This is a genomic window from Mesorhizobium sp. M0904 (genome assembly GCF_040319475.1).
GTDB lineage: Bacteria > Pseudomonadota > Alphaproteobacteria > Rhizobiales > Rhizobiaceae > Mesorhizobium.
In genome coordinates this window covers 106,972-131,345 of record NZ_JAMYOC010000009.1, presented here as the reverse complement: position 1 = coordinate 131,345, position 24,374 = coordinate 106,972, and the positions used below count along the sequence as shown (strand labels likewise).

General features: G+C 62.9%; 22 protein-coding genes and 1 pseudogene. 7 read left to right on the top strand and 16 right to left on the bottom strand.

Annotation, left to right across the window (positions count from 1 at the left end):
• Positions 1-171: 171 nt before the first annotated feature.
• Complete coding sequence (locus NKH80_RS11900; RefSeq protein ID WP_352505620.1) at positions 172-1,650, top strand: esterase-like activity of phytase family protein; 1,479 nt, start codon at positions 172-174, stop codon at positions 1,648-1,650.
• A gap of 147 nt (positions 1,651-1,797) precedes the next feature.
• On the opposite strand, the pseudogene NKH80_RS11895 reads toward NKH80_RS11900, so the two are convergent.
• Positions 1,798-2,582 (bottom strand): annotated as a pseudogene (locus NKH80_RS11895) (L,D-transpeptidase).
• A gap of 198 nt (positions 2,583-2,780) precedes the next feature.
• On the opposite strand from NKH80_RS11895, the gene NKH80_RS11890 reads away from it, so the two are divergent.
• Entirely contained in the window at positions 2,781-4,253 is a 1,473-nt protein-coding gene (locus tag NKH80_RS11890) for an MATE family efflux transporter (protein ID WP_352991678.1), read from the top strand.
• A 9-nt stretch (positions 4,254-4,262) separates the two neighbouring features.
• Here the strand turns inward: NKH80_RS11890 and NKH80_RS11885 are convergent, their stop codons facing one another.
• Positions 4,263-5,468, bottom strand: a complete 1,206-nt coding sequence (locus tag NKH80_RS11885; protein ID WP_352991676.1) for an MFS transporter — start codon at positions 5,466-5,468, stop codon at positions 4,263-4,265.
• Positions 5,469-5,624: 156 nt separating this feature from the next.
• Here NKH80_RS11885 and NKH80_RS11880 point away from each other — a divergent pair, with 156 nt between their 5' ends.
• Positions 5,625-6,200, top strand: coding sequence for a TMEM175 family protein (locus tag NKH80_RS11880; RefSeq protein ID WP_023676740.1), 576 nt, complete (start codon positions 5,625-5,627; stop codon positions 6,198-6,200).
• A gap of 7 nt (positions 6,201-6,207) precedes the next feature.
• Here the strand turns inward: NKH80_RS11880 and NKH80_RS11875 are convergent, their stop codons facing one another.
• Complete coding sequence (locus NKH80_RS11875; RefSeq protein WP_023676741.1) at positions 6,208-6,489, bottom strand: hypothetical protein; 282 nt, start codon at positions 6,487-6,489, stop codon at positions 6,208-6,210.
• A 129-nt stretch (positions 6,490-6,618) separates the two neighbouring features.
• Between NKH80_RS11875 and NKH80_RS11870 the strand changes: the two genes are divergently transcribed.
• On the top strand, positions 6,619-7,482 hold the full coding sequence (locus tag NKH80_RS11870) for an SDR family NAD(P)-dependent oxidoreductase (RefSeq protein ID WP_352991674.1): 864 nt from the start codon (positions 6,619-6,621) through the stop codon (positions 7,480-7,482).
• 41 nt (positions 7,483-7,523) lie between these two features.
• On the opposite strand, the gene NKH80_RS11865 is transcribed toward NKH80_RS11870, so the two are convergent.
• The 3 genes from NKH80_RS11865 to NKH80_RS11855 form a co-directional block, all read right to left on the bottom strand.
• Positions 7,524-7,955, bottom strand: a complete 432-nt coding sequence (locus NKH80_RS11865; RefSeq protein ID WP_352703676.1) for a low affinity iron permease family protein — start codon at positions 7,953-7,955, stop codon at positions 7,524-7,526.
• An 87-nt stretch (positions 7,956-8,042) separates the two neighbouring features.
• Positions 8,043-8,684 carry a DapH/DapD/GlmU-related protein gene (locus NKH80_RS11860; RefSeq protein WP_352703514.1) on the bottom strand — a complete coding sequence of 214 codons (642 nt, stop codon included), beginning with the start codon at positions 8,682-8,684 and terminating at the stop codon, positions 8,043-8,045.
• 96 nt (positions 8,685-8,780) lie between these two features.
• Positions 8,781-9,269 (bottom strand): CreA family protein, encoded by a 489-nt coding sequence (locus NKH80_RS11855; RefSeq protein WP_254818969.1) that lies wholly within the window; start codon positions 9,267-9,269, stop codon positions 8,781-8,783.
• A 204-nt stretch (positions 9,270-9,473) separates the two neighbouring features.
• Here NKH80_RS11855 and NKH80_RS11850 point away from each other — a divergent pair, with 204 nt between their 5' ends.
• Positions 9,474-10,052 carry an SCO family protein gene (locus NKH80_RS11850; RefSeq protein ID WP_352875944.1) on the top strand — a complete coding sequence of 193 codons (579 nt, stop codon included), beginning with the start codon at positions 9,474-9,476 and terminating at the stop codon, positions 10,050-10,052.
• 11 nt (positions 10,053-10,063) lie between these two features.
• The gene (locus tag NKH80_RS11845; RefSeq protein ID WP_352703510.1) at positions 10,064-10,936 is read left to right on the top strand and encodes a 50S ribosomal protein L11 methyltransferase; all 873 of its coding nucleotides are present in this window, start codon (positions 10,064-10,066) and stop codon (positions 10,934-10,936) included.
• Positions 10,937-10,975: 39 nt separating this feature from the next.
• Here the strand turns inward: NKH80_RS11845 and NKH80_RS11840 are convergent, their stop codons facing one another.
• The gene (locus NKH80_RS11840; RefSeq protein WP_254818972.1) at positions 10,976-11,320 is read right to left on the bottom strand and encodes a hypothetical protein; all 345 of its coding nucleotides are present in this window, start codon (positions 11,318-11,320) and stop codon (positions 10,976-10,978) included.
• 36 nt (positions 11,321-11,356) lie between these two features.
• Here NKH80_RS11840 and NKH80_RS11835 point away from each other — a divergent pair, with 36 nt between their 5' ends.
• Positions 11,357-13,201, top strand: a complete 1,845-nt coding sequence (locus tag NKH80_RS11835) for an aminopeptidase P family protein (protein ID WP_352991670.1) — start codon at positions 11,357-11,359, stop codon at positions 13,199-13,201.
• Here NKH80_RS11835 and NKH80_RS11830 read toward each other — a convergent pair.
• The 9 genes from NKH80_RS11830 to ftsZ all read right to left on the bottom strand — a co-directional run bounded on the left by NKH80_RS11830 (position 13,191) and on the right by ftsZ (position 24,340).
• On the bottom strand, positions 13,191-14,075 hold the full coding sequence (locus tag NKH80_RS11830) for a LysR family transcriptional regulator (RefSeq protein WP_352991668.1): 885 nt from the start codon (positions 14,073-14,075) through the stop codon (positions 13,191-13,193). The two genes, NKH80_RS11835 and NKH80_RS11830, sit on opposite strands and share 11 nt — an antisense overlap.
• 322 nt (positions 14,076-14,397) lie before the next feature.
• Positions 14,398-14,694: an AzlD family protein gene (locus NKH80_RS11825; RefSeq protein WP_254818975.1), complete on the bottom strand. Its 297-nt coding sequence runs from the start codon at positions 14,692-14,694 to the stop codon at positions 14,398-14,400.
• Positions 14,691-15,419 (bottom strand): AzlC family ABC transporter permease, encoded by a 729-nt coding sequence (locus NKH80_RS11820; RefSeq protein WP_352991666.1) that lies wholly within the window; start codon positions 15,417-15,419, stop codon positions 14,691-14,693. The genes NKH80_RS11825 and NKH80_RS11820 overlap by 4 nt, the downstream gene beginning before the upstream one ends.
• Positions 15,420-15,541: 122 nt before the next feature.
• Complete coding sequence (locus NKH80_RS11815; RefSeq protein WP_352799520.1) at positions 15,542-16,234, bottom strand: DUF2461 domain-containing protein; 693 nt, start codon at positions 16,232-16,234, stop codon at positions 15,542-15,544.
• A complete protein-coding gene (gene ligA, locus NKH80_RS11810) occupies positions 16,234-18,441 on the bottom strand; it encodes an NAD-dependent DNA ligase LigA (protein ID WP_352991664.1) in 2,208 nt (735 codons plus the stop codon). Before ligA ends, NKH80_RS11815 begins: the two co-directional genes overlap by 1 nt.
• 240 nt (positions 18,442-18,681) lie before the next feature.
• Positions 18,682-20,355: a DNA repair protein RecN gene (gene recN / locus NKH80_RS11805; RefSeq protein WP_352991662.1), complete on the bottom strand. Its 1,674-nt coding sequence runs from the start codon at positions 20,353-20,355 to the stop codon at positions 18,682-18,684.
• Positions 20,356-20,368: 13 nt separating this feature from the next.
• Positions 20,369-21,238: an outer membrane protein assembly factor BamD gene (locus tag NKH80_RS11800; RefSeq protein WP_254818981.1), complete on the bottom strand. Its 870-nt coding sequence runs from the start codon at positions 21,236-21,238 to the stop codon at positions 20,369-20,371.
• Between the two features lie 204 nt (positions 21,239-21,442).
• A complete protein-coding gene (gene lpxC, locus NKH80_RS11795) occupies positions 21,443-22,390 on the bottom strand; it encodes a UDP-3-O-acyl-N-acetylglucosamine deacetylase (protein ID WP_352505603.1) in 948 nt (315 codons plus the stop codon).
• Positions 22,391-22,669: 279 nt separating this feature from the next.
• Positions 22,670-24,340 carry a cell division protein FtsZ gene (ftsZ, locus tag NKH80_RS11790; RefSeq protein ID WP_254818983.1) on the bottom strand — a complete coding sequence of 557 codons (1,671 nt, stop codon included), beginning with the start codon at positions 24,338-24,340 and terminating at the stop codon, positions 22,670-22,672.
• Between the last annotated feature and the right edge of the window lie 34 nt (positions 24,341-24,374).

The window sequence follows — 24,374 nt, the reverse complement described above, 5'->3', positions numbered from 1 at the left end:
CTCTTCCGTCTCGGCGCTGCGCGCCGATCCACCTGCTCCCACAAGGGACGAAGGAACAAGCGCCCTCTGTCACGCAAGTATCATGTTCGCGTCCTAGACCTTTTTCGGAAAGCGCTGGCGGCATGTCGATGCGACGCCCGCTTCGGCTGTTTTGTCACAAAGAGGATTTCCATGAAAAACCTGCACCGAAACGCGTCCCTCGCGGTCGCGCTGGCGATGTTCACCGCCTTGACTCCGGCCTTGGCTGAAAACGCAGCGACCGTCGGCGGCGTCAGCTTCGTCAACAAGGGCCTGGTCGGTGTCGGTCGCATCCCGGCCAGCCAAAGGGACAAGTTCGGCGAGACGTTTGGCTCCGGCTCGGGCATGGCGATCGACGCTGCCGGCTGGACGCATGGCGCCGATGGCTATAAGGGCTCGCTGTGGCTGCTGCCGGATCGTGGCTACAATGTCGTCGGCACCACCGATTACCGTCCGCGCATCAACACGATTGCCATCGAATTCGCCCAGATCGCACCGGGTGCGGCACCAGCCGCCGGCCAGGAACAGTCGGGCCTCAAGGCAACCCTTGCCGACACCATGCTTTTGACCGACGACAAGGGCGCCGACGCAACCGGCCTCGATCCGCTCAACGGCGTGCGCGCCGCGACCGACGACATGCCGATCCTGCCCGAAGCCAACGGCAAGCTCGCGCTCGATAACGAGGCGATCGTGCGGCTGCCCGACGGCACCATGTTCATCTCGGACGAATATGGTCCGAACATCTACCACTTCTCCGCCGATGGGCGTCTGATGTCGGCAACGCAGTCGCCGGCGGCGCTTGTCCCGATGCGTCATGGAACGCCGAACTTCGCGTCCAACAATCCGGGACCGGGCGCGGCAGACCCAGATCCGACGGATCCCGAAACCGGCCGTCAGAACAACCAGGGCCTCGAAGGCATGGCACTGACGCCGGACGGGAAGTTCCTGATCGCTGTGCTGCAATCGGCCCCCAGACAGGATGGCGGCGATTCCGCTTCGACGCGCCAGAACACGCGCGCGCTGGTCTACGATGCCTCGGATCCGGCCCAACTCAAGCTTGCGCATGAATATGTTGTGCCGCTGCCGGTGTTCACCGATGCCAAGGGCAAGACCAAGATTGCCGCGCAGAGCGAAATCGTGGCTCTGTCGGACAAGACCTTCCTGATGCTGGCGCGCGACAGCGGCAACGGCCAGGGGGTGAAGGGCGACACCTCGCTCTATCGCGAGATCAGCGTCGTCGATGTGTCGGCGGCAACCGACATCGCCGGCACCGAGTTCGACAAGGACAAGCCGGTTGCGCCCAAAGGTGAGCTCGATCCCTCGGTGACGCCGGCCAAGCTGACGCCGTTCATCGACATCAACGACAAGACCGAGCTCGGCCACTTCGGGCTGCACAATGGCGCGCCCAATGACCGCAACAACCTTTCGGAGAAGTGGGAGGCGATGTCGGTGGTGAGCGTCCTCGATCCAACACGGCCCGACGACTATTTCCTGTTCGTCGCCAACGACAATGACTTTCTCACCCAGGACGGCTTCCAGGTCGGCGCGGCCTACAAGGCCGAAGATGGCGCCGATGTCGACACGATGTTCCTGGTCTATCAGGTCACGCTTCCAGGCCTAGCCGGGAAGTAGCGACACCCCCAGGCAGGCGGACGCGCCGAACGCGTCCGCCTGCCTGGCACGATCGAACGGTCGGGCCCTTCAGTTGCGGCTCGCCGGCACAAGGATTGTGTTCTAGTGGGTTTGCAAAACCTAAGACTGATGATCCGTCGAAGGCACTTACCTCAACATCTCCGCGTCCTTTGGCACGCCCGCATCGATCGGCTCGGCCGTCCTGTCCGACACGGCGGCGATCTTCCCGGCGGCCGACAGGTTCGGGCGCACGAAGACCGGCGCGACGCCGTCGACGCGGCTGTAGAGGTCGATAATGTCCTGATTCATGAAGCGCACACAGCCGGAGGAAGCGTTCTTCCCGATGGAATCCCACTCCGGCGTGCCGTGCAGCCGGTACATCGTGTCCTTGCCGTCGCGGAAGAGATATAGCGCGCGTGCGCCCAGCGGGCTGTGCGGGCCGGGCGGCATGCCGTCCTTGTATTTCGCAAGTTCCGGCCGGCGCTGGATCATCTCCGGCGGCGGCGTCCAGACCGGCCACTTCTTCCTCGCCTGAACCACGGCGCTGCCGGTCCGAAACCGGCCTTGCCGAGGCTGACGCCATAGCGAATTGCCTTGCCGCCGTCGCGCACCAGATAGAGGAAGTGCTCGGAGGTATCGACGACGATCGTGCCGGGTTTTTCTCCGGTCGGATCGGACACGATTTGGCGCACGAATTTCGGATCGACCTTGGCTACCGGGATTGCCGGCAGTTGATAGCCCTCGTCGACGCGCGCCGCATACATACTTGCGGCATCGCCGAAAGCCGGATCGCTTGGCGCCGCGGTCACTGGCGGCGCCGCTACGTCCGTCGTGGTGCACGCCGAAAGAGCCACGGAGGCCGCGCCCAAAGCGGATGCACCAAGAAACGCACGCCGGTTCAGGCGCTCAAAAAACAGCGGAATATCGGACATGAACCCCCGGCTTGCCCATGAGATCTAGGAAAGATGCGGCCCCACGCGTGCAGGATCAATATACGATTCCGGAAGCTTTGAGAACATGATTGGATCAAGGCACGCCAGGCGGAATTCGCAACGCTGCGTCGACCTGTCTCGTTAAATCGGCAATCATTGCGGACCGGACTCAAGATAGCCTTCGCCGAGTTGCCTGCCATGGACGACAAGATGCCCGCACGCCGGCGGACCAGCGACCTCACCAGTGGACCTATCCCGCGTACATTGCTGCTGTTCGCCCTGCCGGTGCTCGGCTCCAATGTTCTGCAGTCGCTCAACGGCTCAATCAATGCCGTCTGGGTCGGTCGTTTCCTCGGCGAAGCGGCGCTGACCGCCACGTCCAATGCCAACCTCGTGCTGTTTCTCATCCTCGGCACCGTCTTCGGCATCGGCATGGCGGCGACCATCCTGGTCGCGCAATCCGTCGGCGCTCGTGACCTGCCCGAAGCCCGGCGCATCGTCGGCACCAGCGCCACCTTCTTCTTCCTCGTCTCGGTGGTGTTCGCGGTCTGCGGCTGGACCTGGGTCGATGCGATCCTCGATGCACTCGGCACGCCAGCCGATGCGTTGCCGCTGGCGCGCTCCTATCTGCGCATCATCTTCCTCGCCGTGCCGATGATGAACCTGCTCTCCTTCGTCATGACGGTGCTGCGCGGCGCCGGCGACTCGCGCACGCCCTTCCTTTTTATGGCGCTGGCCGTCGTGCTCGACGTCATTTTGAACCCGTTGCTCATCCTCGGCATCGGCCCGTTCCCCGAACTCGGCATCGCCGGCTCGGCCGCCTCGACGCTGATCGGCCAGACGGTAAGCGTGGTTGCCATCCTGATCGTGCTTTATGCGCGCAAGCACCCGCTGCGGCTGGCCGGCGCCAATCTCGCTCTGCTGCGGCCGGACCCGGCGCTGCTGCGCATTGTCGTCTTCAAGGGCGTGCCGATGGGCCTGCAGATGATCGTCGTTTCGGCCGCGGCGCTGACGGTGATGGGCATGGTCAACTCGTACGGCTCGCAGGTCGCGGCTGCCTACGGCATAGCCGCACAGCTCTGGACCTATATCCAGATGCCGGCGCTCGCCATCGGCGCCGCGGTCTCGTCCATGGCGGCGCAAAATGTCGGCGCCGGGCGCTGGGACCGGATTGGCCGCATCGCCACCTCCGGCGTCGGCTTCAACCTTGTGCTCACCGGCATGCTCGTCGCGCTGCTGTTCGTATTCGATCGCGCGGTGCTCAGCCTCTTCCTTGGCAGCGACAGTGCAGCAATCGACATCGCCACTCACATCAACAAGATCGCGTCGTGGTCCTTCATCCTGTTCGGCATCACCATCGTGCTCTTCGCCACCGTGCGTGCCACCGGCGCGGTGATGCCCCCGCTGATCATCCTGGTGATCTCGGTGCTGCTGGTGCGCACCAGCTTCGCCTATTTCTTCCGAAGCGTGATCGGCGAGGAAGCTCTGTGGTGGAGCTTTCCGGCTGGCTCTATAACCTCGCTCGTGCTGGCCGCGGCCTATTATCGCTTCGGCCGCTGGCGCAGCCTGCACATGATCGAGAGCCGGCCGGCTGCCGGCGAACCGCCGGATACCGGCCTCGGCGTACCGCGCCAGCGCGCGCACCTTTCGCCCGAGACACCGAACGGCTGAAAGGTCGGCTCAGCGCGCGTATTTCGCGCCAAACCCGAGGGCGACCAGGGAAAAGACGACAATCATGCCGGCAAAGGCCAGGCTTGCCACGGTCGCGCTTGTCATGGTCGACAGAACGCCGATGCCGATGACCGGCAGCGCGTTGCCGCAAAAACAGCAGATGAAGAATGCCGAGACCACTTCGGCGCGCCGGTCCGCCGGCGCGATCTCGTTCACCACTTGCAAGCCGCCGCGATAGCCGAGCGCTGCCGCCACGCCGCACAAGGCGGTCCCGGCAATCATTATGGCCATCGAGGCGAAGACCTGCGCCGCAACAATCAGCGCGACGGTTGGGATCATCAGCGCAAGCGCCGCGAACATCGCGGCTCGGCTCGAAAGACGTGCCGTCACTACAATGGTGGCGGCCGTCACGATTGCCAATTCAAAGAACAGAGCGCCGGCTTCGGCATGGTTGGTTACCTGCAGCTGCTGCGCCAAAATGCTCGGTGCGAGTGCTGCATAAAAGCCGACCAGCGCCATTGCGCCAAAGCCGGTCACCGCCGGCGCAACGAAACTTGCGCGGATGTCATCGGGCACGGAAAGCCGCGGCCGCATCGAAACGTCAGCCAGTTTCCCCGGCCGCGAAACGGTTTCCCGCGTGCGCCAGACCAGCAGGGTTACAGTCGCGAGCATCGCCAGGTAGACGACGAATGTCAGCCTGAGCGGCCAAGGCGCGTATTCGGCGAGCAACCCGGCCCCCAGCGCACCGAGGCCGAGGCCGAGAAAATTGGTGCTGGTGGCAATCGTCGCCGCCTGTGACTTGTCGTCGGTCGGGAGCAATTCGGCGAGCCAGGCGGTGCCGGTGCCCGCGCCGACGCCGATTCCCAGTCCGCTCAGAATTCGGGCGATGTCGAGCCATGCGACATTTTCGGCGAACAGGAAAACCACCGCGCTGACCACGGCCACCGCCATCCCGGCCAATGCCATTGGACGACGCCCGATGACATCGGACACACGCCCCAACATCAGCAGCGCCGCCAGATTGCCGATGACATAGACGGCGTAGACCAGCGTCAAAGTGATCTGTGAGAAGCCGAAGACCTGCTTGTAGATGATGTAAAGCGGCGTCAGCGCCGTGCTGCCGGCGAAAAGAGCCGCGATCATAGCGGCCACGGCCGCTGCAGCGCGGCCGCCGAGTTCGTAATCGCGCGTCATGACTTGAGCGTGAGCGGTCATTTTTTCGACCTTTTGCTGTTCGGGATCTGACATCCTAACGCCTTTTTCGCGTCAGCCGTTCCCCCTCCCCGGCTTGCTCCTGACAAGTTTGGCAGCTTTGCCGATGGCGCTGAGCGAGATCCTCTTTTAACTTCGGCGGATTGTCAGGGGAGATTCATGGGCAAGGGACGAGTCGAGGCATTCACCGATGGCGTGGTCGCTATCATCATCACCATCATGGTGCTGGAATTGAAGGTGCCGCATGGCGAGGATTTTTCCGCGCTGGCACCACTCTGGCCGATATTCCTCAGCTATGTGTTGTCCTTCATCAATGTCGGCATCTACTGGAATAATTTGCACAACATGTTCCATACCGTGCAGCGGGTCGACGGCCGCGTGCTGTGGGCGAACCTCAACCTGCTGTTCTGGCTATCGCTGATGCCGGCGACGACAGCCTTCATGGGTGAGAACCATTTCGCGCCGGTGCCGGTTGCTGTCTATGGCGTCGACCTGGCGCTCTGCGCCATCGGCTTCAACATCCTCACCATGGCCCTGCATCGACTGCACGGCAACGAGACTCTCTTCGCCAGGGCGTTGGGCAATGACCTCAAGGGAAAGATCTCGCTGGTCCTCTATCTTTCCGCCATCGCGCTGACCTTCGTCAATCACTGGATCGGTGTCTCGATCTATGTCCTGGTGGCGATGATCTGGTTCGTGCCGGACAGACGCTTCGAGCGGCTGATCGAGAAATAGGCCCCGTCTAGCCTCGCATTGCTTTCAGCTTTTCCGCTACCGAAGCGGCAAGGTCGGCGTAGCGCTCCTCCAGCCGCTCGGCCGCCTTGATCACTGAAAAATCATGGCCGAATTTTTCCAGCGCCATGCGCAGCTTTTCGACGAATTCGGCCTGTTTTTCGAGCGCCGAAAACAGCGTCATAACTTGCGCTTCGCTGATGTCGGGATTGGCAAGCATTTGCGGCACTTCGCGGCTCATCTGGTCGCCGGTGGCGGTCTGTTCTTTCAGGATCTCGATCCAGTCGGTCAATCGTCAGTCTCCTTTTTCGATATCAGCATGCGCAGCGCCCGCCGATGCGGTCAACCCGAAGATGCCGGGACCGGCTTGCGCGAGCCTTTTTCCGCGCTAAGTTCGCCGCGGCCAGAACAGGAGAAAATCATGACCACCGACGCCGAGATCCAGACCGCCCTGCCTGCACTTGCCTCCGGCAATGTCGCCGTCATTACCGGCGCGGCCAGCGGCATCGGCCTTGCCGCCGCCAAACGGCTGGCGGCGATGGGCATGAAGATCGTGCTGGCCGATATCGGCGGCGAACGCCTTGATGAGGCTGCCCGCGCCGTCGCTGCTATTGGCGGGCAGAGCGCCGTACTTGCCGTCGCCACCGATGTCTCGAAGGCCGAAGACCTCGACCGGCTGGCCGAACGGACATCCGGCACTTTCGGCGACGTGTCGCTGCTGATGAACAATGCCGGCGTCGGCAATAACCCCGGCAAGCCCTGGGAGAACCGTGACGCCTGGAAGCGGCTGCTGGACATCAATTTCTGGGGTGTCGTCCATGGCGTAGAGGCGTTCGCGCCACGCATGCTGGCGGCGGGAAAGCCCGGCCTGATCGTCAACACCGGCTCCAAGCAAGGTATCACCACGCCGCCCGGCAACCTCGCCTACAACGTCTCCAAGGCTGGCGTGAAGACCTATACCGAGGGCCTTGCACACGCGCTGCGCAATGAGCCCGGCGCAAACGTCGCGGCGCATCTGCTCATTCCGGGGTTCACTTTTACCGGCCTGACCGAAGGCGCCACCGAAAAGCCGGCCGGCGCCTGGACCGGCGAGCAGGTCATCGACTTCATGCTGGCCTCGCTGCTGCGTGGCGACTTCTACATCCTGTGTCCCGATAACGAGGCGACCCGGTCGATGGACGAAAAACGCATGGCGTGGGCGATTGGCGACATCATCGAGAATCGTCCTGCTCTGTCGCGCTGGCACCCGGACTACAAGGAAGCCTTTGCAGCATTCATGGAATGATCCCGCGACCGTTCGGGCAGGAACCCGGACAACAAGCTCGCTCACGCCGCCGCGTGCTTCTTCGCGTTGCGCTTTTTAGCCACCGCCTTGGATGCGGCCATGTCGGCGATCTGTTCGTCGTGCCGCTTCGCCGCGCGTTCACATTTGGCGCGGATTTCCTCGAGCTCGGATTCGGTCAGGTGCTCGATGCCGATAAAGGTATTTTTGGCTTTGCTGACGCGGATCAGCTCGTCAAGCTTGGCCTGGATCGCCGCGCTGTCGCGGTTCTGGGTGTTCTGGATGAGAAACACCATCAGGAAGGTGACGATCGTGGTGCCGGTATTGATGACGAGTTGCCAGGTATCGGAAAAGCCGAAGACCGGACCGCTTACCGCCCAGACCACAATGATCAGGAAACAGACGGCAAACGTCGGCGGCAGACCGGCAAGATGGGCGATATAGTTGGCGATCCTGGTGAACAGCTTTTCGATCATGGCAGGGAGAAACAATCGGCAACTGCTTCGAGTTCCCTGCGAGGAGGAATTCACTGTCAAACCGTGCACGCGCCGCGCTCGCAACGATCAGGTAGCGTCGTTTTCCCAGCGGTCGAGGAAAGCCTCGATGGGCAAGGCCTGCATGTCGGGGACTGCCCTGGCCAGTTTCTCGACCGGCCAGTCCCACCAGCCAAGACGTTCGATCCGGGCCGCAGTTCCCGCGCTGAAGCGCTGCCGCAATGGCCTGGCCGGAACGCCGGCGACGATTGCATAGGCCGGCACGTCTCGCGTCACAACCGCATTGGCACCGACGATCGCGCCGTTGCCGATCACCATGCCAGGCATGATCACGGCGCCATGGCCAATCCAGACATCATGGCCGATGCTGACGGGTCTCGCCCGCCGCCGGTCGCGGAATGCCTGATCGACACCCAGCCAGCGGAAGTACTCGTTGGGCCGATAGCTGACTTTGTGCTGCGTCAGCCGCTCGACCGGATGCTCCAGCGCATTGATGCGGCTGTTGGCGGCAATCGAGCAGAATTTGCCGATCGTCGTATAGATCGCCTCGGCATGCCGCTCGAAGTAGGAAAAGTCGCCGACCATCACCTCGCGCAGGATGACCCGCTCGCCGATCGATGCGTAGCGTCCAAGCTTGCAGGCCTTCAGTTCCGCCGTCGGATGGATGCGCGGCTCGGGATCTTTCAGGACAAGGTGTTCGGGACGGTCCATGCGGGCGCTTTACGCCCGCGCGCATAGTCTCGCAAGCCGAGTGCAGCGCCGCGCATCCGTTTGGACGCGCCAAGGACCCCGGAGCACCTTCAGTCTCTATTTCGGCTTGCCGCTGGTCCACACCACATTCTGGCCGTAGAGCGGCACGGTGGTGACCGACATTTTTGCCGAGCCATCCTGCACCTGGCGCGAATGCGAGAGGTAGATCAGCGTCTCGTTGGCCTTGTCGTAGATGCGGTTCACCACCTGCTTTTTCCAGATCAGGCTGATGCCTTGCTTGAACACCTCCTCGCCGGCCTCGCTCATGTCGATGTCCCCAATGGTGATCGGCCCGGTCTGGCGGCAGGAGATCGAGGAATCGGACGGGTCCTCGAACCAGTTGCCTTTCTGCAGGCGGTCGATCATGCCACGGTCGAAATAGGAGACGTGGCAGGTTACCCCCTCGACCTTCGGATCCTTGATCGCCTCGACGATGATGTCGTTGCCGAGCCAATCGACGCCGACCTTGCCGACTTCCTCGGCGGCGGCGGCGCCAGCGCCAATGACAAGGCATGCGGCCAACGCGCCGCCAATCAGTTTTCGCAAAGAGGCCTCCTGCGGTTCGAATTTTGCCGACCTCAGGTGGGACGAACGGCCGCGCTTTGCAAGCAGATCTCCTCCCACAGCATTGCCGGTTGCGGCAACGCGACATCTTTGCGTCGGCGCGACCGAACCGCTAAGAGTGTTCGCCAAGCCAGGGCTTCATGGCGCCAATCCGGCGCCCGATGGAAATGACGACGGACTTCACTGATGATGCGTTCAATTCTGGTCGGTATTCTCGTCCTGATGGCCGCTGGCATCGGCTGGCTAACGTTCGACTGGTACCGCGGACATTATGGCGGCGAGCCGTTCGGCGCGCCGTTCACGCTGGTCGACCAGAAGGGCGCACCGGTCACCGAAGCCGCCTTTCGTGGCCACCCCAGTGTCGTCTTTTTTGGCTTCACGCATTGCCCGGAAGTCTGCCCGACCACGCTTTTCGAGTTGGCCGGCTGGCTGAAGACGATGGGCGACGACGGCAAGAACCTGCATGCATATTTCGTTACGGTCGACCCGGAGCGCGATACGCCCGAAATCATGAACACCTATGTCAGCAATTTCTCCGATCGCATCCTCGGCATCACCGGCGATCCCGATAAGGTCCACGCCATGGCCAAGTCCTTCGGCATCTACTGGAAGAAAGTCGACACGAACGACGGCGACTACACGATGGACCACACCGCTTCGGTGCTGCTGCTCAACGGCAAGGGCGATTTCGCCGGCACCATTGCCTATGGCGAAAGCCCGGACGCCGCCATCGCCAAGCTCAAGCGGCTGGCGGCGGAAGGTTGACGTATCCGGGAATGACGCAGACGCGTTTGTATTTCACCGCGGGCAAGATCGAGGCTGATCGCATCTTCGCGGCGCTCGGTGCGGCGTTCGACGAAGAGGGCCTGCCGGTTGCGGTGCTCGAGGTCGACGAGGACCGCGATATCCACGAAGTATCGCTCTATGCCGACGACGACGTCGATGCGGTCGAGGCGCGGCTTAGGGACATCCTGGCCGGACTGTCGCTGTCGAAACCGATAGAGCGAGAAGCGCTGCCCGACATCGACTGGGTGGCGCGCTCGCTGGAGGGATTGAAGCCGGTACGGGCCGGGCGCTTCTTCGTCCACGGCGCGCATGACCGCAGGAAGCGCCACAGCGGCGAACTCGCCATCGAGATCGAGGCCGGCCTTGCCTTCGGCACCGGCCATCACGGCACCACCGCCGGCTGCCTCGAAATGCTGGAGCAGGTCATACAGCGCGAGCATCCGCGCAACGCGCTCGACCTTGGCACTGGCAGCGCGGTGCTCGCCATCGCGGTGGCCAAGCTCGCGCATGTTCCGGTGCTGGCAACGGACATCGACCCGGTCGCCGTCAAGGTGGCCGCTGCCAATGCGCGGCTGAACCACGTCAAGGGGCTCATTGAAGCGGTAGCGGCGCCCGGTTTTCATCATCCGATCTTTGCCGCGCGTGCGCCCTTCGACCTGATTGTCGCCAACATATTGGCGCGGCCGCTGATGCGTCTGGCGCCGCAAATGGCTGGGCGTATCGCGCTCGGTGGCTCGATTGTTTTGTCGGGCATCCTCGAGCGCCAGCGCGATGCGGTAATCGCGGCCTATGTCGGCCAGAAATTCCGGCACGTCCGCACCTTGCACCGCGAGGGCTGGGTGACGATTCACCTCAAGCGCTGAGGCGCGACGCTTTCAACGCAAGCCGGAACCTGCTCGGACCTAGCGCGAGTTCGCCGCTTTCTTCAGCTGTTCGCGATCGTAGCCGTGAGCTTTCAGCGTTTCGTCATCAAAGCCAAGCAGAACGCCGCTCACATACCGGCTCGCTTCGCGCTGGCGAGCTTCGATCAGCGCTTTCACAGCGTTTCTGAAAAATCCACGTCTGGCTGAAATCGAGGACATGACGGTCTCCTTTGCAGGGCAACAGGACTTTTCCTCCACGTTAAGAAGGTAAGCTCTGCTGACGCTTTTTGAAATCGCCGATTCTGCATGGCCTCCATGCACAAAAAGACACTGTGGCGACCAGGGATGATCGTTCCGAAAATCGATTCCGATTTTCGAAGTCATGCGCTACGGTCGCGCCAGCATTCGAGGAGAGCCGACATGTTCCAGACCTTCGATTCCGCCGGCGATCCGGCCGTTGGCAAGCCGCGCGTGGCAATGCTGCGCCAATGGTTGGCGACGAACGGGCTGGATGGCTTCATCGTGCCCCGCGCCGACGAGCACCAGGGCGAATATGTCGCCGACCGCTCGGCACGGCTGAAATGGCTGACCGGTTTCAGCGGCTCGGCCGGTGTCGCCATTGTGCTTGCCGAGCGCGCCGTCATGTTTGTCGACGGGCGCTACACGCTGCAGGTACGCCAAGAGGTCGATCTCGACATCTTTTCGATCGAGAGCCTTGTCGACAACCCGCCGGCCAACTGGATCAAGGACAATCTCGGCAAGGGCGTGCGATTGGGCTTCGATCCGTGGCTGCATACGATCAGCGACGTCAAGGCGCTGAAAGCCTCGGCCGAGAAATCCGGCGCGATACTGGTGCCGCTCGAAGAGAATCCGATCGACGCGATCTGGCAGGACCAGCCCGGGCCGCCACTGGCGCCGGTCGAGATCCACCCGATCGGCTTTGCCGGCGAACTGGCTAAGGACAAGCTGGTGCGGCTGGCAGCGGCCATCGAGAAGGACGGCGCCACCCATGCCGTGCTGACCGATCCCTCCTCCATTGCCTGGGCGTTCGACATCCGTGGCGGCGACGTACCGCACACACCGCTGGCGCTCGGCTTTGCCGTGCTGGCCGCCGACGGCTCGCATCTGCTTTTCATGGACCAGCGCAAGTTTTCGCGCACCGTTGCGGCCTACCTGACGCAGCTCGCCGAATTGCACGAACCAGGTGAATTCGAATCGGCAATCGTCACCCGGGCCAAGGGCGGCGCAAAAATCGCGCTGGACCCGGTTCTCGCGGCGGACAAGCTCAGAATGCTGGTCGAGGATAATGGCGGCACCGTCATTGCCACGGCCGATCCGGCCCGCATTCCACGCGCAACAAAGAACAAAGCTGAGATCGCCGGCGCCCGCGCCGCACATCGCCGCGACGGCGCCGCGGTCGCCAAGCTGCTGTGCTGGCTCGACCGCCAGAAGCCCGGCACGCTCGACGAAATCGCCGTTGTCACCAGGCTTGAGGAGACGCGCCGTCAGACCGGCGAAGAAACGCAGATGCCGCTGCGCGACGTATCGTTCGACACCATCTCCGGCGCCGGCCCTAACGGCGCCATCATGCACTACCGCGTCTCCCGCGCCACCAATCGCAAGCTGGGGGATGGCGAGCTGTTCCTGCTCGATTCCGGCGGGCAGTACCAGGACGGCACCACCGACATCACCCGCACCGTGCCGATCGGCGCGCCGACCGAAGAGATGCGCGAACGCTTCACGCTGGTGCTGAAAGGCATGATCGGCATCTCCATGCTGCGCTTTCCCCAGGGCACGCGCGGCTCCGAAATCGATGCGGTGGCGCGCCTGGCGCTATGGAGACACGGCTGCGATTTCGCCCATGGTACCGGGCACGGTGTCGGGTCCTATCTTGCCGTGCATGAGGGCCCGCAACGTATCGCCAAGACCGGCACCGAAAAGCTGCTAGCCGGCATGATCCTCTCCAACGAGCCCGGCTATTACAAGGAAGGTTCCTTCGGCATCCGCATCGAGAACTTGATTCTGGTGACACCGGCCGAGGCAATCGAGGGCGGCGACATCGCCATGCACGGCTTCGAGACACTGACGCTGGCGCCGATCGACAAGCGGCTGGTCCGATCGGACCTTTTAACCCGCGACGAGTTGCATTGGCTTGACGAATACCATGCGCGCGTACTGGCCGAGATTGGACCGATGCTCGACGGCGAAACGCTGGCCTGGCTGGAAAAAGCAACCGCCCCTCTGCCGCACGACTTCAAGCAATAGCCGCGGCCGCAACGCCGAGTGACAGACTTTGCTCCGCAAGCAGTCCCTGCAAAGCCGTGACGTTGGGAGAATCGGCTCCCTTGCGCCAAAACAACACCGTGACGGCGTTGTCTTCGTCAGCGGGCAGTTCGTGCAGCTTTAGCCAGTGGCTCTCTGGGAAACCCGAAAGCACACTTTTCGGCATCAGCGCTATGCCCATGCCAGCCACCACGCAACCAAGGATGGCATGGTATGAACCAAGCTCGATGGTTTTCTCGGCCATGAACCCTCTTCGCGCATACCATTGTTCCAGCCGCCGGCGGTGCGGGCAGCCGTGCTCGAAGGCTATCATTGTTTTGGGCATGTCCAGGCGGTCGTCGATCGAAACGCGCGATGCCGCCGAGACAATGACCAGCTGCTCGTGAAATGCGGGCAGCTTTTCGAACGGAGCGTCGGCGATCGGCTCGGCGGCGAACGCTGCATCGAGGTCGCCGGCAAGCATGGCCGTCGCGAGAACCTGCGGATTGCCGGTGCGCAACTGGATTTCCACGTCGGGATGACGTGCGTGATATTCGGCGAGCAGACTTGGAAGCCGTGCCGCGGCGGTGCTCTCCATGGCACCTAGGCGAAGCGTGCCGCGCGGGCGTGGATCAAGCATCGCCGTTCGCGCCTCCTCTGCAAGCGCCAGTAACCGATCCGCATACCCGACCAATTTGTGACCGGCGGGCGATACGTGCAGGCGCTTGCCCTCCCGGATAAACAGCTGCACGCCGAGATCCTCTTCGAGCTGCCGGATGCGTGTGGTCACGTTCGATTGCACGCGAAACAGTTTTTCCGCCGCCCTGGTGATTCCGCCCTCGCGCACCACCGTGCGGAAGATGCGCAGATCGGCCAAGTCCATACATCTCTCCTGGAGAACATAACGATCTTAATTATTCATTTTAGCTGATTATGCCTTTCCCGTAAATCGCCGGTGTAGCTGCCGATGAACACGGCAAACCTGGGGAGATGGAAATGTCGCGTGAGCCCTTCGGCATCCAGCCGACCGATCTAAGCGCATTGACGCCGAAGCAGCGCGAAGCGCTCTATAGCGACGCCGTCCGTCGCGCCCACCAGAAGAGATCGGAGGCGATCCGGCTGAGCCTGTCGCGGGTCAGCGCCGCAATAGTCGCTGCGGTAAAGCGCATGTGTGCTCTCGCCGCCAAGGCAAAAGTCGATCAGCCGACGACCTGCCGCGCGAGGATCAGCACGGCAGCACCCGCCAGGAACATCGCCATAAGGCCGCCGCGCAGCGAGACCAGGCCGGCGACGACCAAGGCCCCCCATTCCGCCGGTCCGGCGCTCAGCGCTGCCGGCGCCACCAGCGTGGTCAGCACCGCCGCCGGCACGGCGTTCAGCCCGGCCTCAACACGCGGATGGATATGGTCGAAGCGTGAGATCACCAGATGACCGCCAATGCGTGTCAAATAGGTCGCGATCGAAGCGGCGACGATGATCCACAACGTCGTGCTCATGGCCGTACCTCCACGCCGCTGTGGCGGGGCGGCAGGATGACGGCGAGCAGCACGCCGGCCAGCGCGCCGATGGAGACATGCCAGGGCGAGCCGACCGTCTTGTAGGCAATGATGGAGGCGGCAGCGCTTGCGACGACCACCGGCAGCCACAGCGGCCGCTTGCGGAAGCTCATGACCAGGCCGAGAAAATAGATCGGCAGCAGGAAGTCGATGCCCAGCGCGTGGGTGTCGGGAATAAGTTTGCCGAACACCGCCCCGAGCGCGCTTTCGATGACCCAGAACACATAGACCGGCAGCCCGAGCCCCATATACCAGGCAAAGCCGACGGTCTCGCCGGCCTCCGCCTTGCGCTCGGCCACCGCGAACTGCGGATCGGTCAGCACGAAGTAGCCTATCGCCTGCTGCACCAGCGGCCAATGCGCGATTCGCCGGCCTATACCGGCCGAATAGAGCACATGGCGAAAATTCACGGCGAAGATCGACAGCACGATCAGCCACGGCGCGACATGCTGGCCGAACAGCTCGATGCCGACCATCTGGCTGGCGCCGCCGAACACCGTTGCGCTCATCAAGAACGCCTCGAGCACGGAGAACCCGTTGTCGACGGCGAGCGCCCCGAACAGCAACGCAAACGGCGCCGACGCCACCACGACGGGCATGCTCAGCCGCACGCCGTCCCAGAAATCGCCTCTCGCACCGTTTTCGGAGATTGCTTCCGCCAACATCGACCGCTCCTTGGGAAGGGCCGTATGTAGAGAGGGCGGTCCGGCTTGTCACACCAATTCGCTTGAGGCAAGCGATCAGCGGAAATGATAGCTGAAGCATCGCGGCAAGCTCGCTTCCGTGCTTAGCGCTGCGAAGCCTTGCCTTCGATCGCCCTGCCCCAGTCGAGCAGCGGTTTTGCCCGCATGACGAAGTCGACGAGTTCGTCGACCAATCCAGCTCCGTAGATATCCGCCGGCTCGATTGCGTGCCGGACGGCGAAATGACGGTTGCGGATGGCGGCCACGAGATCGGGCTCGATAACGTGCTCGAAGCCGCGCGGCGTGCGCTTCATACAGCCGTCCGGGTCGAGCTCGAGACCATTCTTCTTCAGCGCCGCGACGAGCGTGCGGAACTCAGCGGGCCGCTTTGCGATGGCGTTGCGCAGCGCCAGCAATAGCTCCGGTCCGGGCTGCCACCAGGCAACAGCGGCAAAGCAGCGCTCGAGCCCGATGTGAATGTAAAACACGCCCTGTTCCATCTTGGTGCCGTCGGGCGAAAGGATCGCCGACAGATGCCGGTTGTAAGGCCGTTTGTCCTTGGCGAAACGCACGTCGCGATTAATCCGGAACAGCGACTTCTTGCGGTCGCCGCGCAGGCCGAGCCCCAATGCCGTGAAGCGCTCGGAGAGCGCCTCGACCAGATCGCCGAAGGGATCGCGCAGGTCCCGCTCGAAAAGATCGCGGTTTTCCAAAAACCACTCCCGGCTCTGATGAAAATCCAGTGCCTTGAGGAAGGGAATGGCCTTGTCACCAAAACCATTGAATTCAGCCGGCATCACGCGCCCTTGCCGATCCGCTCAAGCCAGGCATCCTCATCGATGACTTCGATACCGTGTTCGGCAGCCAGCTTGAGCTTGGAGCCAGCACCGGGCCCGGCGACGACGAGGTCGGTCTTCGCGGAAACTGACCCAGCGACCTTCGCGCCGAGACGTTCAGCCATCGCCTTGGCCTCGGGGCGCGTCATCTTTTCGAGCGTGCCTGTAAACACGATCGTCTTGCCGGCGACCGCACTATCGGCTGAGACGTTCACGATGTACGGCTTCGGGTGGACCTGTGTGAGCAGCGCTTCAAGCACGGCGTCGTTGCGTTCATTGCCGAAGAAATCGCGAAGAGCGCCTATCACCGTATCGCCGATGCCGTTGATCGAAGGAAAAACGGTGTGTGGATCGGCTGCCGCTGCTGTCTCCTTGCCAATGCGGATCAACTCCTCGATCGTCGAGAAGGTTCGGGCGAGCACAGCGGCCGTCGTTTCGCCGATATGACGGATGCCCAGCGCAAAGATGAAGCGATCAAGTTCCGGTTCGCGGCGAGCGTCGATGGCAGCGAAGAGCTTGTCGAGACCTTCATAGTTGCGTTCCTCGACACCGCGTACATTCTTCCGCGTTTTGCCCGATGCGGCCTCACGCTGTCTGGCCTGCTCCTCCCGCCGCTCCGCCAATGCCTTGATGACGGCGGGACGGCGATCCCGGAGAGTGAAGATATCGGCTGCTGTCTTGACCAACCCGGCATTGAAGAACAGGTCAATGTTTTCAGCGCCCAGGCCTTCGATATCCATGGCGCCGCGTGACACGAAGTGACGCAATCCTTCCACGGCCTGGGCGGGGCAGATCAGCTCGCCGGTGCAACGTCGGCGGGAATCTTCCTTGCCGGTCTTCTCGTTGATCTCGCGCGTTGCCGGCGAGCCGCAGATCGGACATTTGTGCGGGAATTCGTAGGGCACGGCATCTGGCGGACGCTTGTCGACCACAACGCTGACGATCTGCGGAATGACGTCCCCCGCCCGCTGGATGACCACCGTGTCGCCGATACGTACGTCGTTGCCGTCGCGGATCGGCTGGCCGTTGCTGTCCAGACCCTTGATGTAGTCTTCGTTGTGAAGCGTAACGTTTTCGACCACGACGCCGCCGACCGTGACGGGCGCAAGCCGGGCAACGGGCGCCAGCGTACCGGTACGGCCGACCTGAATGTCGATCCTGCGCACGGTCGTCATCGCCTGTTCGGCCGGAAATTTGTGAGCGATGGCCCAGCGTGGTTCGCCGGTGACGAAGCCCCATCTGCGCTGCAGCTCCAATTGATCGACCTTGTAGACCACGCCGTCGATGTCGTAGCCAAGCGATGAGCGCTGGGCCTCGATGAGGTGATAATGCGCGATCAGTTCGTCGACCGACTTTGCCCGGACCATCAGCGGACTGACCTTGAACCCCCACTCCGCGAATTTTTGCACGGAATCGTATTGGGTCGGAGCTGGATCCTTCGAAGTATAGCCCCAGGCGTAGGCAAAGAATTTGAGGTTGCGGCTGGCGGTAACGGACGGGTCCTTCTGACGGAGCGACCCGGCCGCCGTATTTCGCGGATTGACGTAATCCTGGCCGCCGATCGCCGCCGAGCGTTGCTTCAGCGCCTCGAATTCCGCGTAGGTCATATAGACCTCACCGCGTATTTCGATGACCTCGGGCCAGCCCGATCCCTTCAAGGTCTTGGGAATGTCGGCGATGGTCTTGAGATTGGCGGTGATGTCCTCGCCGACGACGCCGTCGCCGCGCGTTGCCCCCTGCACGAACACACCGCCTTCATACCGCAGGGAAGCCGATAGCCCGTCGATCTTCGGCTCAGCCGTGAAGGCGATGTCCAGATCCTTGTCGCGGTCAAAGAATCGCCGGCCCCGTTCTATGAAGTCCGCGACGTCCTGGTCGGTATAGGCCTTGGCCAGGCTGAGCATCGGCACCGCGTGGCGCACCTTGGCAAAACCTTCCGCCGGCGGCGCGCCGACCCTGCGCGAGGGCGAATCCTCGCGTACAAGATGCGGGAACCGCTGTTCGATGGCGAGGTTGCGCCGGGTCAGCGCGTCATATTCCGCATCCGTGATTATCGGCGCGTCCTCGCCATGGTAGCGCCGGTCGTGCTCGGCGATCTCCTGCGCCAACCGCTTCAACTCGCTTGCCGCCTCGCTGTCGCTGAGCGAATCGACTGGTTTTTCGTCCATGCACTGCTCCCTCCACGGTGGCGCGACACAATAGAACAGGATTCTCTCATCAGGGAGAGACCAGACGCCGAAAATCATTCCTGAACAGCAGGATGGCGCCATCCCCTGACTCAGGTCGCGAGCGCCGGAAACGAACTCGTCTGGAGCAATTCCAGGAAAACTGTGAAACGGTTTTCCGTCCGGAATTGCGCAAAACAAAGAGGTAGAGCGGTTCGGCGTTTCCGTGAAGGATGAACCGCTCTAGGCTGCCGCGGTGTTCTCCCGCAGCAGCCGCTCGGCCGCCGCGCGCGCCTCGTCTGTAATGGTGGCGCCGGCGAGCATGCGTGCGATCTCTTCCTGCCGTGCCGCCCGGTCCATCTCGGCGATGCCGGTCGAGACGCGGTCGGCACCGCCTGATTTGGAGATCAGGAAATGCGTCGCCGCGCGCGCCGCCACTTGCGGTGCATGCGTGACCGAAAGCACCTGCACGCGTTTTGCCAGCCGCGCCAGCCGCTGGCCGATGGCGTCGGCAACCGCGCCGCCGACGCCGGTGTCAATCTCATCAAAGACCAAAGTCGGCGCCGACCCGCGATCGGCCAGCGCGACTTTCAACGCCAGCAGGAAGCGCGAAAGCTCGCCGCCGGAAGCGACCTTCATCATTGGGCCGGGCCTGGTGCCGGGATTGGTGCGCACCCAGAACTCGACCTGGTCGATGCCTTCTTCCATCCGGCTCTCGGCATCGCTTGCGATCTCGACGATGAACTCGGCCCGTTCGAGCTTCAGCGCCGGCAGTTCGGCCATTACCGCCTTGGTCAGCCCGACGGCCGCCGCATGGCGAAGCGACGACAGCTGGGCCGCCGTAATGTCGTAGGCCTGGCGCGCCGCTGCAGCCTGTTTCTCCAGCGCATGCAGGCGCTCCTCGCCGGCGTCGAGATCGGCAAGGTCGGCAGCCATGCTGTCACGCAATTGCGCCAGGTCATCCACGGCGACGCTGTGCTTGCGCGAGGCGGCACGCAGCGAAAACAGCCGCTCCTCAGCCTTCTCCAGCCGCTGCGGATCATATTCGGTCGCGCGAAGTGCTGCTTCGACGCCCGACTGCGCCGCGTCGAGCGACAGCATCGCTTCGTCGAGCGATTTGACGACGTCCTCGAGCAGCCCCGGCGCTTCGGTCGCCTTTCGCTGCAGCCGCCTGAGCAGGCTGGCCAGTTGCGGCAAGGGCGAGGACGGGCCCGAGAGCACATCCTGCGCATCGTGGATTTCCGAGGCGATCTTTTCGGCACGCATCATCGAGGCGCGCAGTTCGGCCAGTTCGGTCTCTTCGCCCGGTTGCGGATCGAGCCTGGTCAATTCGGCGACCGCAGCACGCAGATAATCGGCCTCACGGGCAGCTGCCTCGACTTTGGCCCGGTGCCGTGAAAATTCCTGCTCGCAGGTACGCCAATGCCGCCACGCCTCGCCGGTTGCCCGAGCAGCGCCGAGATGGCCGCCGAAACTGTCGAGCAACTCGCGATGGGCGCCGGGATCGACCAAAGCGCGCTCGTCATGCTGGCCGTGGATCTCGACCAGCGCACGGCCGATGTCGCGCATCAGCGTCACGCTGGACGGCTGGTCATTGACGAACACGCGCGTGCGGCCGTCAGCCGTCTGGACGCGGCGCAGGATGATGTCGCCGTCGTCCTCGATGGCATTCTCGGCAAGCAGCATGCGAGCCGCGTGGTTGCGCGGTACGTCGAACACGGCGATGATCTGGCCTTGTGCCGCGCCATGCCGCACCAGCGAAGCGTCGCCGCGGGCGCCAAGCGCCAGCGACAAAGCGTCGAGCAGGATAGATTTTCCGGCGCCGGTTTCGCCGGTAAGGACCGAAAGGCCGGACGAGAAGTCGATGTCCAGCTTTTCGATCAGAACGATATCGCGGATCGACAGTCTGGAGAGCATGGTGACGCGCCGCTCAGGCGCCGGTGATCAGCTTCCCGGCCTTGGAGATCCACGATCCGGCATTCTCGCGCGGCTCGAGCCCACCACTCTGCAGGAGCTTGTAGGAGTCCTTGTACCACTGGCTGTCGGGATAGTTGGTGCCGAGCACGGCCGCAGCGGTCTGTGCTTCCGACGTCAGCCCCATCGCATAGTAGCTCTCGGTAAGACGCGCCAGCGCTTCCTCGACATGGCGTGTGTTGGAATAGTTCTCCACGACGTTGCGGAACCGTTTGACGGCCGCGATGTATTCGCGGCGCTCGAGATAGTAGCGGCCGATCTGCATCTCCTTGCCTGCGAGCTGATCGTTGGCGAAGCGGATCTTCTCCTTGGCATCATCGACATATTCGGAAGTCGGCCAGCGCGTCACCAGGTCCTGCATCGTCTGCGCGGTAAGACGCGCTTCCTTCTGGTCCTGGGTGACGTCCTTGATCTGGCGGTAGTAGCTCAGCCCGATAATATATTGGGCATAGGCTGCATCGTCGGTCGACGGGTAGAGGGTCAGGTAGCGCTTGGCCGAACCGATCGCCTCATCGTAATTGCCCTGACGGTAGTCGGCAAAGGCACCCATCACCATCGATTTGCGGGCGAATTCGGAATATGGATGCTGGCGGTCGACGGCATCGAACTTGCGGCTTGCCTCCTGCAGTCGCCCGGCATTCAGATTGGCGAGACCCTGATTGTAGAGCACGTCGGCCGGCTCGGTCTGATCGACATAGGTCGACAGGTCGACGTCCTTCTCGGACGACATGCAGGCCGACAGAAACAGCGATGGAACGACCACCGAAAGCGCCAGGAAAACAGCCCGCCGCAGCGCCTTCGATTGACCAACTCGCTTGAAAAACATGTTTGGATTCCGCCCTTTCGGCGTCATTTCAGTCGACGGCAGCAGCCATAAACCATAATTGCCTTGCCCGGCAACGCTATCCCCGGCCAATCGCACATTTTTGTGGCGGTTTGGCGCCACCTGGAAAGCCGTGTAATTTGGCCGGCCAGTGATGCATCCATGCAACACAGCTTGACCGCAACGTGGGCCGTAAGACCTTAAGAATCAGATCATCCAGGGCGCATAGAGGGGTGCGTTGACGGCGCTCATCTCCGCGGTACGCCCGCGCTCGCGGCGCGTCGTCTCGACGATCTCGAAAGCCGAACGGTCCGACAATAGACGGCGCAGCGCAGCGGCGTTCAGCCTGTGGCCACCACGATAGGAGCGGAAGCAGCCGATGAACCGGGCGCCGGCGAGCGCCAGATCGCCCATCGCATCCATGGTCTTGTGGCGCGCGAACTCGTTCGGATAGCGCAGGCCTCCGATGTTGATCACGCGGTTGTCGTCGCCGATCACCAGGGAGTTTTCCAACGAGGAGCCGAGCGCATAGCCGGCCGCCCACAGCCGCTCGACGTCCTTCATGAAACCGAAAGTGCGGGCCCGCGCGACGTCACGCCGGAAAATGTCGGCGTTCATGTCGGATGCAAAAAGCTGGCGCCCGATCGCCGGGCTTTCGAAATCGATCTCGATCTCGAAGCGCGTGCCGTCATAGGGCCGGAACTCCGCCCAGCAGGCGCCGTTCTCGATACGAACCGGCTTGACCACCCTGATGTAGCGACGCTTGACCGGCAGCGTTTCGATGCCTGCCTGGTCAATGGCCTCGACGAACATCACTGCGCTGCCGTCGAGGATAGGCACCTCATGGCCATCGATTTCGATGACGAGATTGTCGATCCCAAGCCCGAAAAGCGTCGCCATCAGGTGCTCGACGGTGGCGATGTGCTCGCCTTGCGGATCGCCGAGCATGGTGCAGAGGTCGGTGGCACCGACCTCGGAAACGAGCGCGCGAAATTCGTGGCTTCCGTTTGCATTCGAAAGCTGGAAGACGACACCCGTATCGGCGTCTGCCGGCAGGAAATGGACAGTGACCGGATTGCCACTGTGAACGCCGATGCCGGTCAGCGTCGCACGCGATTTAAGTGTCGTCTGATAGTCGTGCAAAACAATCCCCATAGCCCGTACTGCCTAGGTCCGCTTCATCTGCCCTGAGGGCGCGGCTCTTAATTGATCGGCAGGCAGGGCCACTTCCCCGAGACTCCCAGCAAACCGACTTTGGTCGGTGGCGAAGATAATGGTCCCGCGGGGAGACTCCAAATCACGGTTTCTTACTCGTTGTAACCGCGGCCCAGCGCGGGATTGCCGCATAAGTCTTTGTTTTAAAAGTATTTTTAATATTAACAGGCGAACAGTTTCCTGCTCGCCTGTTAACAACTGTTACGAACCGTTAACAGATCAATTGGCCTGTCGGCGCAGGAAGGCGGGAATCTCCAACTGATCGTCTTCCTGGACAGCCCGGCTCTGCGGCGTCAGGCGGCCCTGCTCATCCAGCTGGCCGCGACGCGGTGCGTAAAGCTGCGGATCCTGGCTGGCTAGGCGGCGCACTTCCGCCGGCGCCTGGCGCAGTTTCGGTTCGCGAGGCTGCGCCGGCTGCAGTCTTGCAGGTTCCTCTTCGCGGCGGGTCAAGCCGTTGGTCAGGCGCTTGAGCAAGCCCATCGGGCCGCTGTTCTCGTGGTCGGCCGGGCGGGCCTTGGCTTCCACTTCGGCCTTCACCTGCGGCGGGAAATCCTCGACCCGCGGCATGCGCTGGGGTGCCGCGGCAACCGGCTGCGGCATTTCACGATGCGGAGCGGGCTGCATCGCTTGCTGAACCGCCGGCTGCATCATTGGCTGCGGCTGAGCGGGAGGCGCCTGGAAGATCTTGCTCTGCGGACGGAAGTCTTCCGCATGGGCGACCGGTGCCGGGCGGGCCTGCGCCATCGCTGCCGCATTCGCCTCGGCGAGCTGAATGGCCTCGGCGACCGGATCGGCAGCACGTGGTTCATAGATCGGTTGCTGGACAGGCGCCGGGCGCATTTCCGTGACCTGGGCCGCCGGGCGGCTGACCGGCTTCGGCGGAGCCGCGCGGATGGCGATCGGCGCGGCAGCGATTTCGGCCGCCGATTTGTCGATGCCGGTGGCGACCACCGACACGCGGATAACGCCTTCGAGTTCCTCGTCGAAGGTGGCACCCAGAATGATGTTGGCGTCCTGGTCGACCTCTTCGCGAATGCGGGTTGCGGCCTCATCGACTTCGAACAGGGTCAGGTCGCGGCCGCCGGTGATCGAGATCAGCAGGCCCTTGGCGCCCTTCATCGAGGTCTCGTCGAGCAGCGGGTTGGCGATGGCGGCTTCAGCCGCGGCCATTGCGCGGCCCTCGCCCGAAGCCTCGCCGGTTCCCATCATCGCCTTGCCCATTTCGCGCATGACCGAGCGGACGTCGGCGAAGTCGAGATTGATCAGGCCTTCCTTGACCATCAGGTCGGTAATGCAGGCAACGCCCGAATAGAGCACCTGGTCGGCCATGGCGAAGGCATCGGCGAAGGTGGTCTTGTCATTGGCCAGCCGGAACAGGTTCTGGTTGGGAATGACGATCAGGGTGTCGACGCATTTCTGTAGTTCCTCGATACCCATGTCGGCCGTCTTCATGCGGCGCTGGCCTTCGAAGTGGAACGGCTTGGTGACGACGCCGACGGTAAGGATACCCTTTTCGCGGGCAGCGCGGGCAACGACGGGAGCCGCCCCGGTGCCGGTGCCGCCGCCCATGCCGGCAGTGACGAAGCACATATGCGTGTTGGAGAGATGATCGATGATCTCATCGATGCACTCTTCCGCCGCCGCGCGCCCGACTTCAGGCTGCGATCCGGCGCCGAGACCCTCGGTGACATGCGCGCCGAGCTGGATCAGCCGCTCGGCCTTCGACATCGTCAGTGCCTGTGCGTCGGTGTTGGCCACCACGAATTCGACGCCGCGCAAGCCGGCGGTGATCATGTTGTTGACGGCATTGCCGCCGCCGCCGCCGACACCGAACACGGTGATGCGCGGCTTGAGCTCGGTGATGTCCGGCTTCTGCAGATTGATGGTCATTGTCTTCGTCCTTTGCCTTTCCCGCCGCTTCGCC

Excerpts from the sequence above, each read along its gene's own strand:
- NKH80_RS11890 (WP_352991678.1), top strand. The coding sequence starts at position 2,781 with ATGGACGACAAGATGCCCGCACGCCGGCGGACCAGCGACCTCACCAGT.
- NKH80_RS11840 (WP_254818972.1), bottom strand. The coding sequence starts at position 11,320 with ATGACTTCGAAAATCGGAATCGATTTTCGGAACGATCATCCCTGGTCG.
- NKH80_RS11835 (WP_352991670.1), top strand. The coding sequence starts at position 11,357 with ATGTTCCAGACCTTCGATTCCGCCGGCGATCCGGCCGTTGGCAAGCCG.
- NKH80_RS11900 (WP_352505620.1), top strand. The coding sequence starts at position 172 with ATGAAAAACCTGCACCGAAACGCGTCCCTCGCGGTCGCGCTGGCGATG.
- NKH80_RS11860 (WP_352703514.1), bottom strand. The coding sequence starts at position 8,684 with ATGGACCGTCCCGAACACCTTGTCCTGAAAGATCCCGAGCCGCGCATC.
- NKH80_RS11865 (WP_352703676.1), bottom strand. The coding sequence starts at position 7,955 with ATGATCGAAAAGCTGTTCACCAGGATCGCCAACTATATCGCCCATCTT.
- ligA (WP_352991664.1), bottom strand. The coding sequence starts at position 18,441 with ATGGACGAAAAACCAGTCGATTCGCTCAGCGACAGCGAGGCGGCAAGC.
- NKH80_RS11815 (WP_352799520.1), bottom strand. The coding sequence starts at position 16,234 with ATGCCGGCTGAATTCAATGGTTTTGGTGACAAGGCCATTCCCTTCCTC.
- NKH80_RS11885 (WP_352991676.1), bottom strand. The coding sequence starts at position 5,468 with ATGACCGCTCACGCTCAAGTCATGACGCGCGATTACGAACTCGGCGGC.
- NKH80_RS11880 (WP_023676740.1), top strand. The coding sequence starts at position 5,625 with ATGGGCAAGGGACGAGTCGAGGCATTCACCGATGGCGTGGTCGCTATC.
- NKH80_RS11800 (WP_254818981.1), bottom strand. The coding sequence starts at position 21,238 with ATGTTTTTCAAGCGAGTTGGTCAATCGAAGGCGCTGCGGCGGGCTGTT.
- NKH80_RS11845 (WP_352703510.1), top strand. The coding sequence starts at position 10,064 with ATGACGCAGACGCGTTTGTATTTCACCGCGGGCAAGATCGAGGCTGAT.
- recN (WP_352991662.1), bottom strand. The coding sequence starts at position 20,355 with ATGCTCTCCAGACTGTCGATCCGCGATATCGTTCTGATCGAAAAGCTG.
- NKH80_RS11850 (WP_352875944.1), top strand. The coding sequence starts at position 9,474 with ATGATGCGTTCAATTCTGGTCGGTATTCTCGTCCTGATGGCCGCTGGC.
- NKH80_RS11825 (WP_254818975.1), bottom strand. The coding sequence starts at position 14,694 with ATGAGCACGACGTTGTGGATCATCGTCGCCGCTTCGATCGCGACCTAT.
- NKH80_RS11820 (WP_352991666.1), bottom strand. The coding sequence starts at position 15,419 with ATGTTGGCGGAAGCAATCTCCGAAAACGGTGCGAGAGGCGATTTCTGG.
- ftsZ (WP_254818983.1), bottom strand. The coding sequence starts at position 24,340 with ATGACCATCAATCTGCAGAAGCCGGACATCACCGAGCTCAAGCCGCGC.
- lpxC (WP_352505603.1), bottom strand. The coding sequence starts at position 22,390 with ATGGGGATTGTTTTGCACGACTATCAGACGACACTTAAATCGCGTGCG.
- NKH80_RS11870 (WP_352991674.1), top strand. The coding sequence starts at position 6,619 with ATGACCACCGACGCCGAGATCCAGACCGCCCTGCCTGCACTTGCCTCC.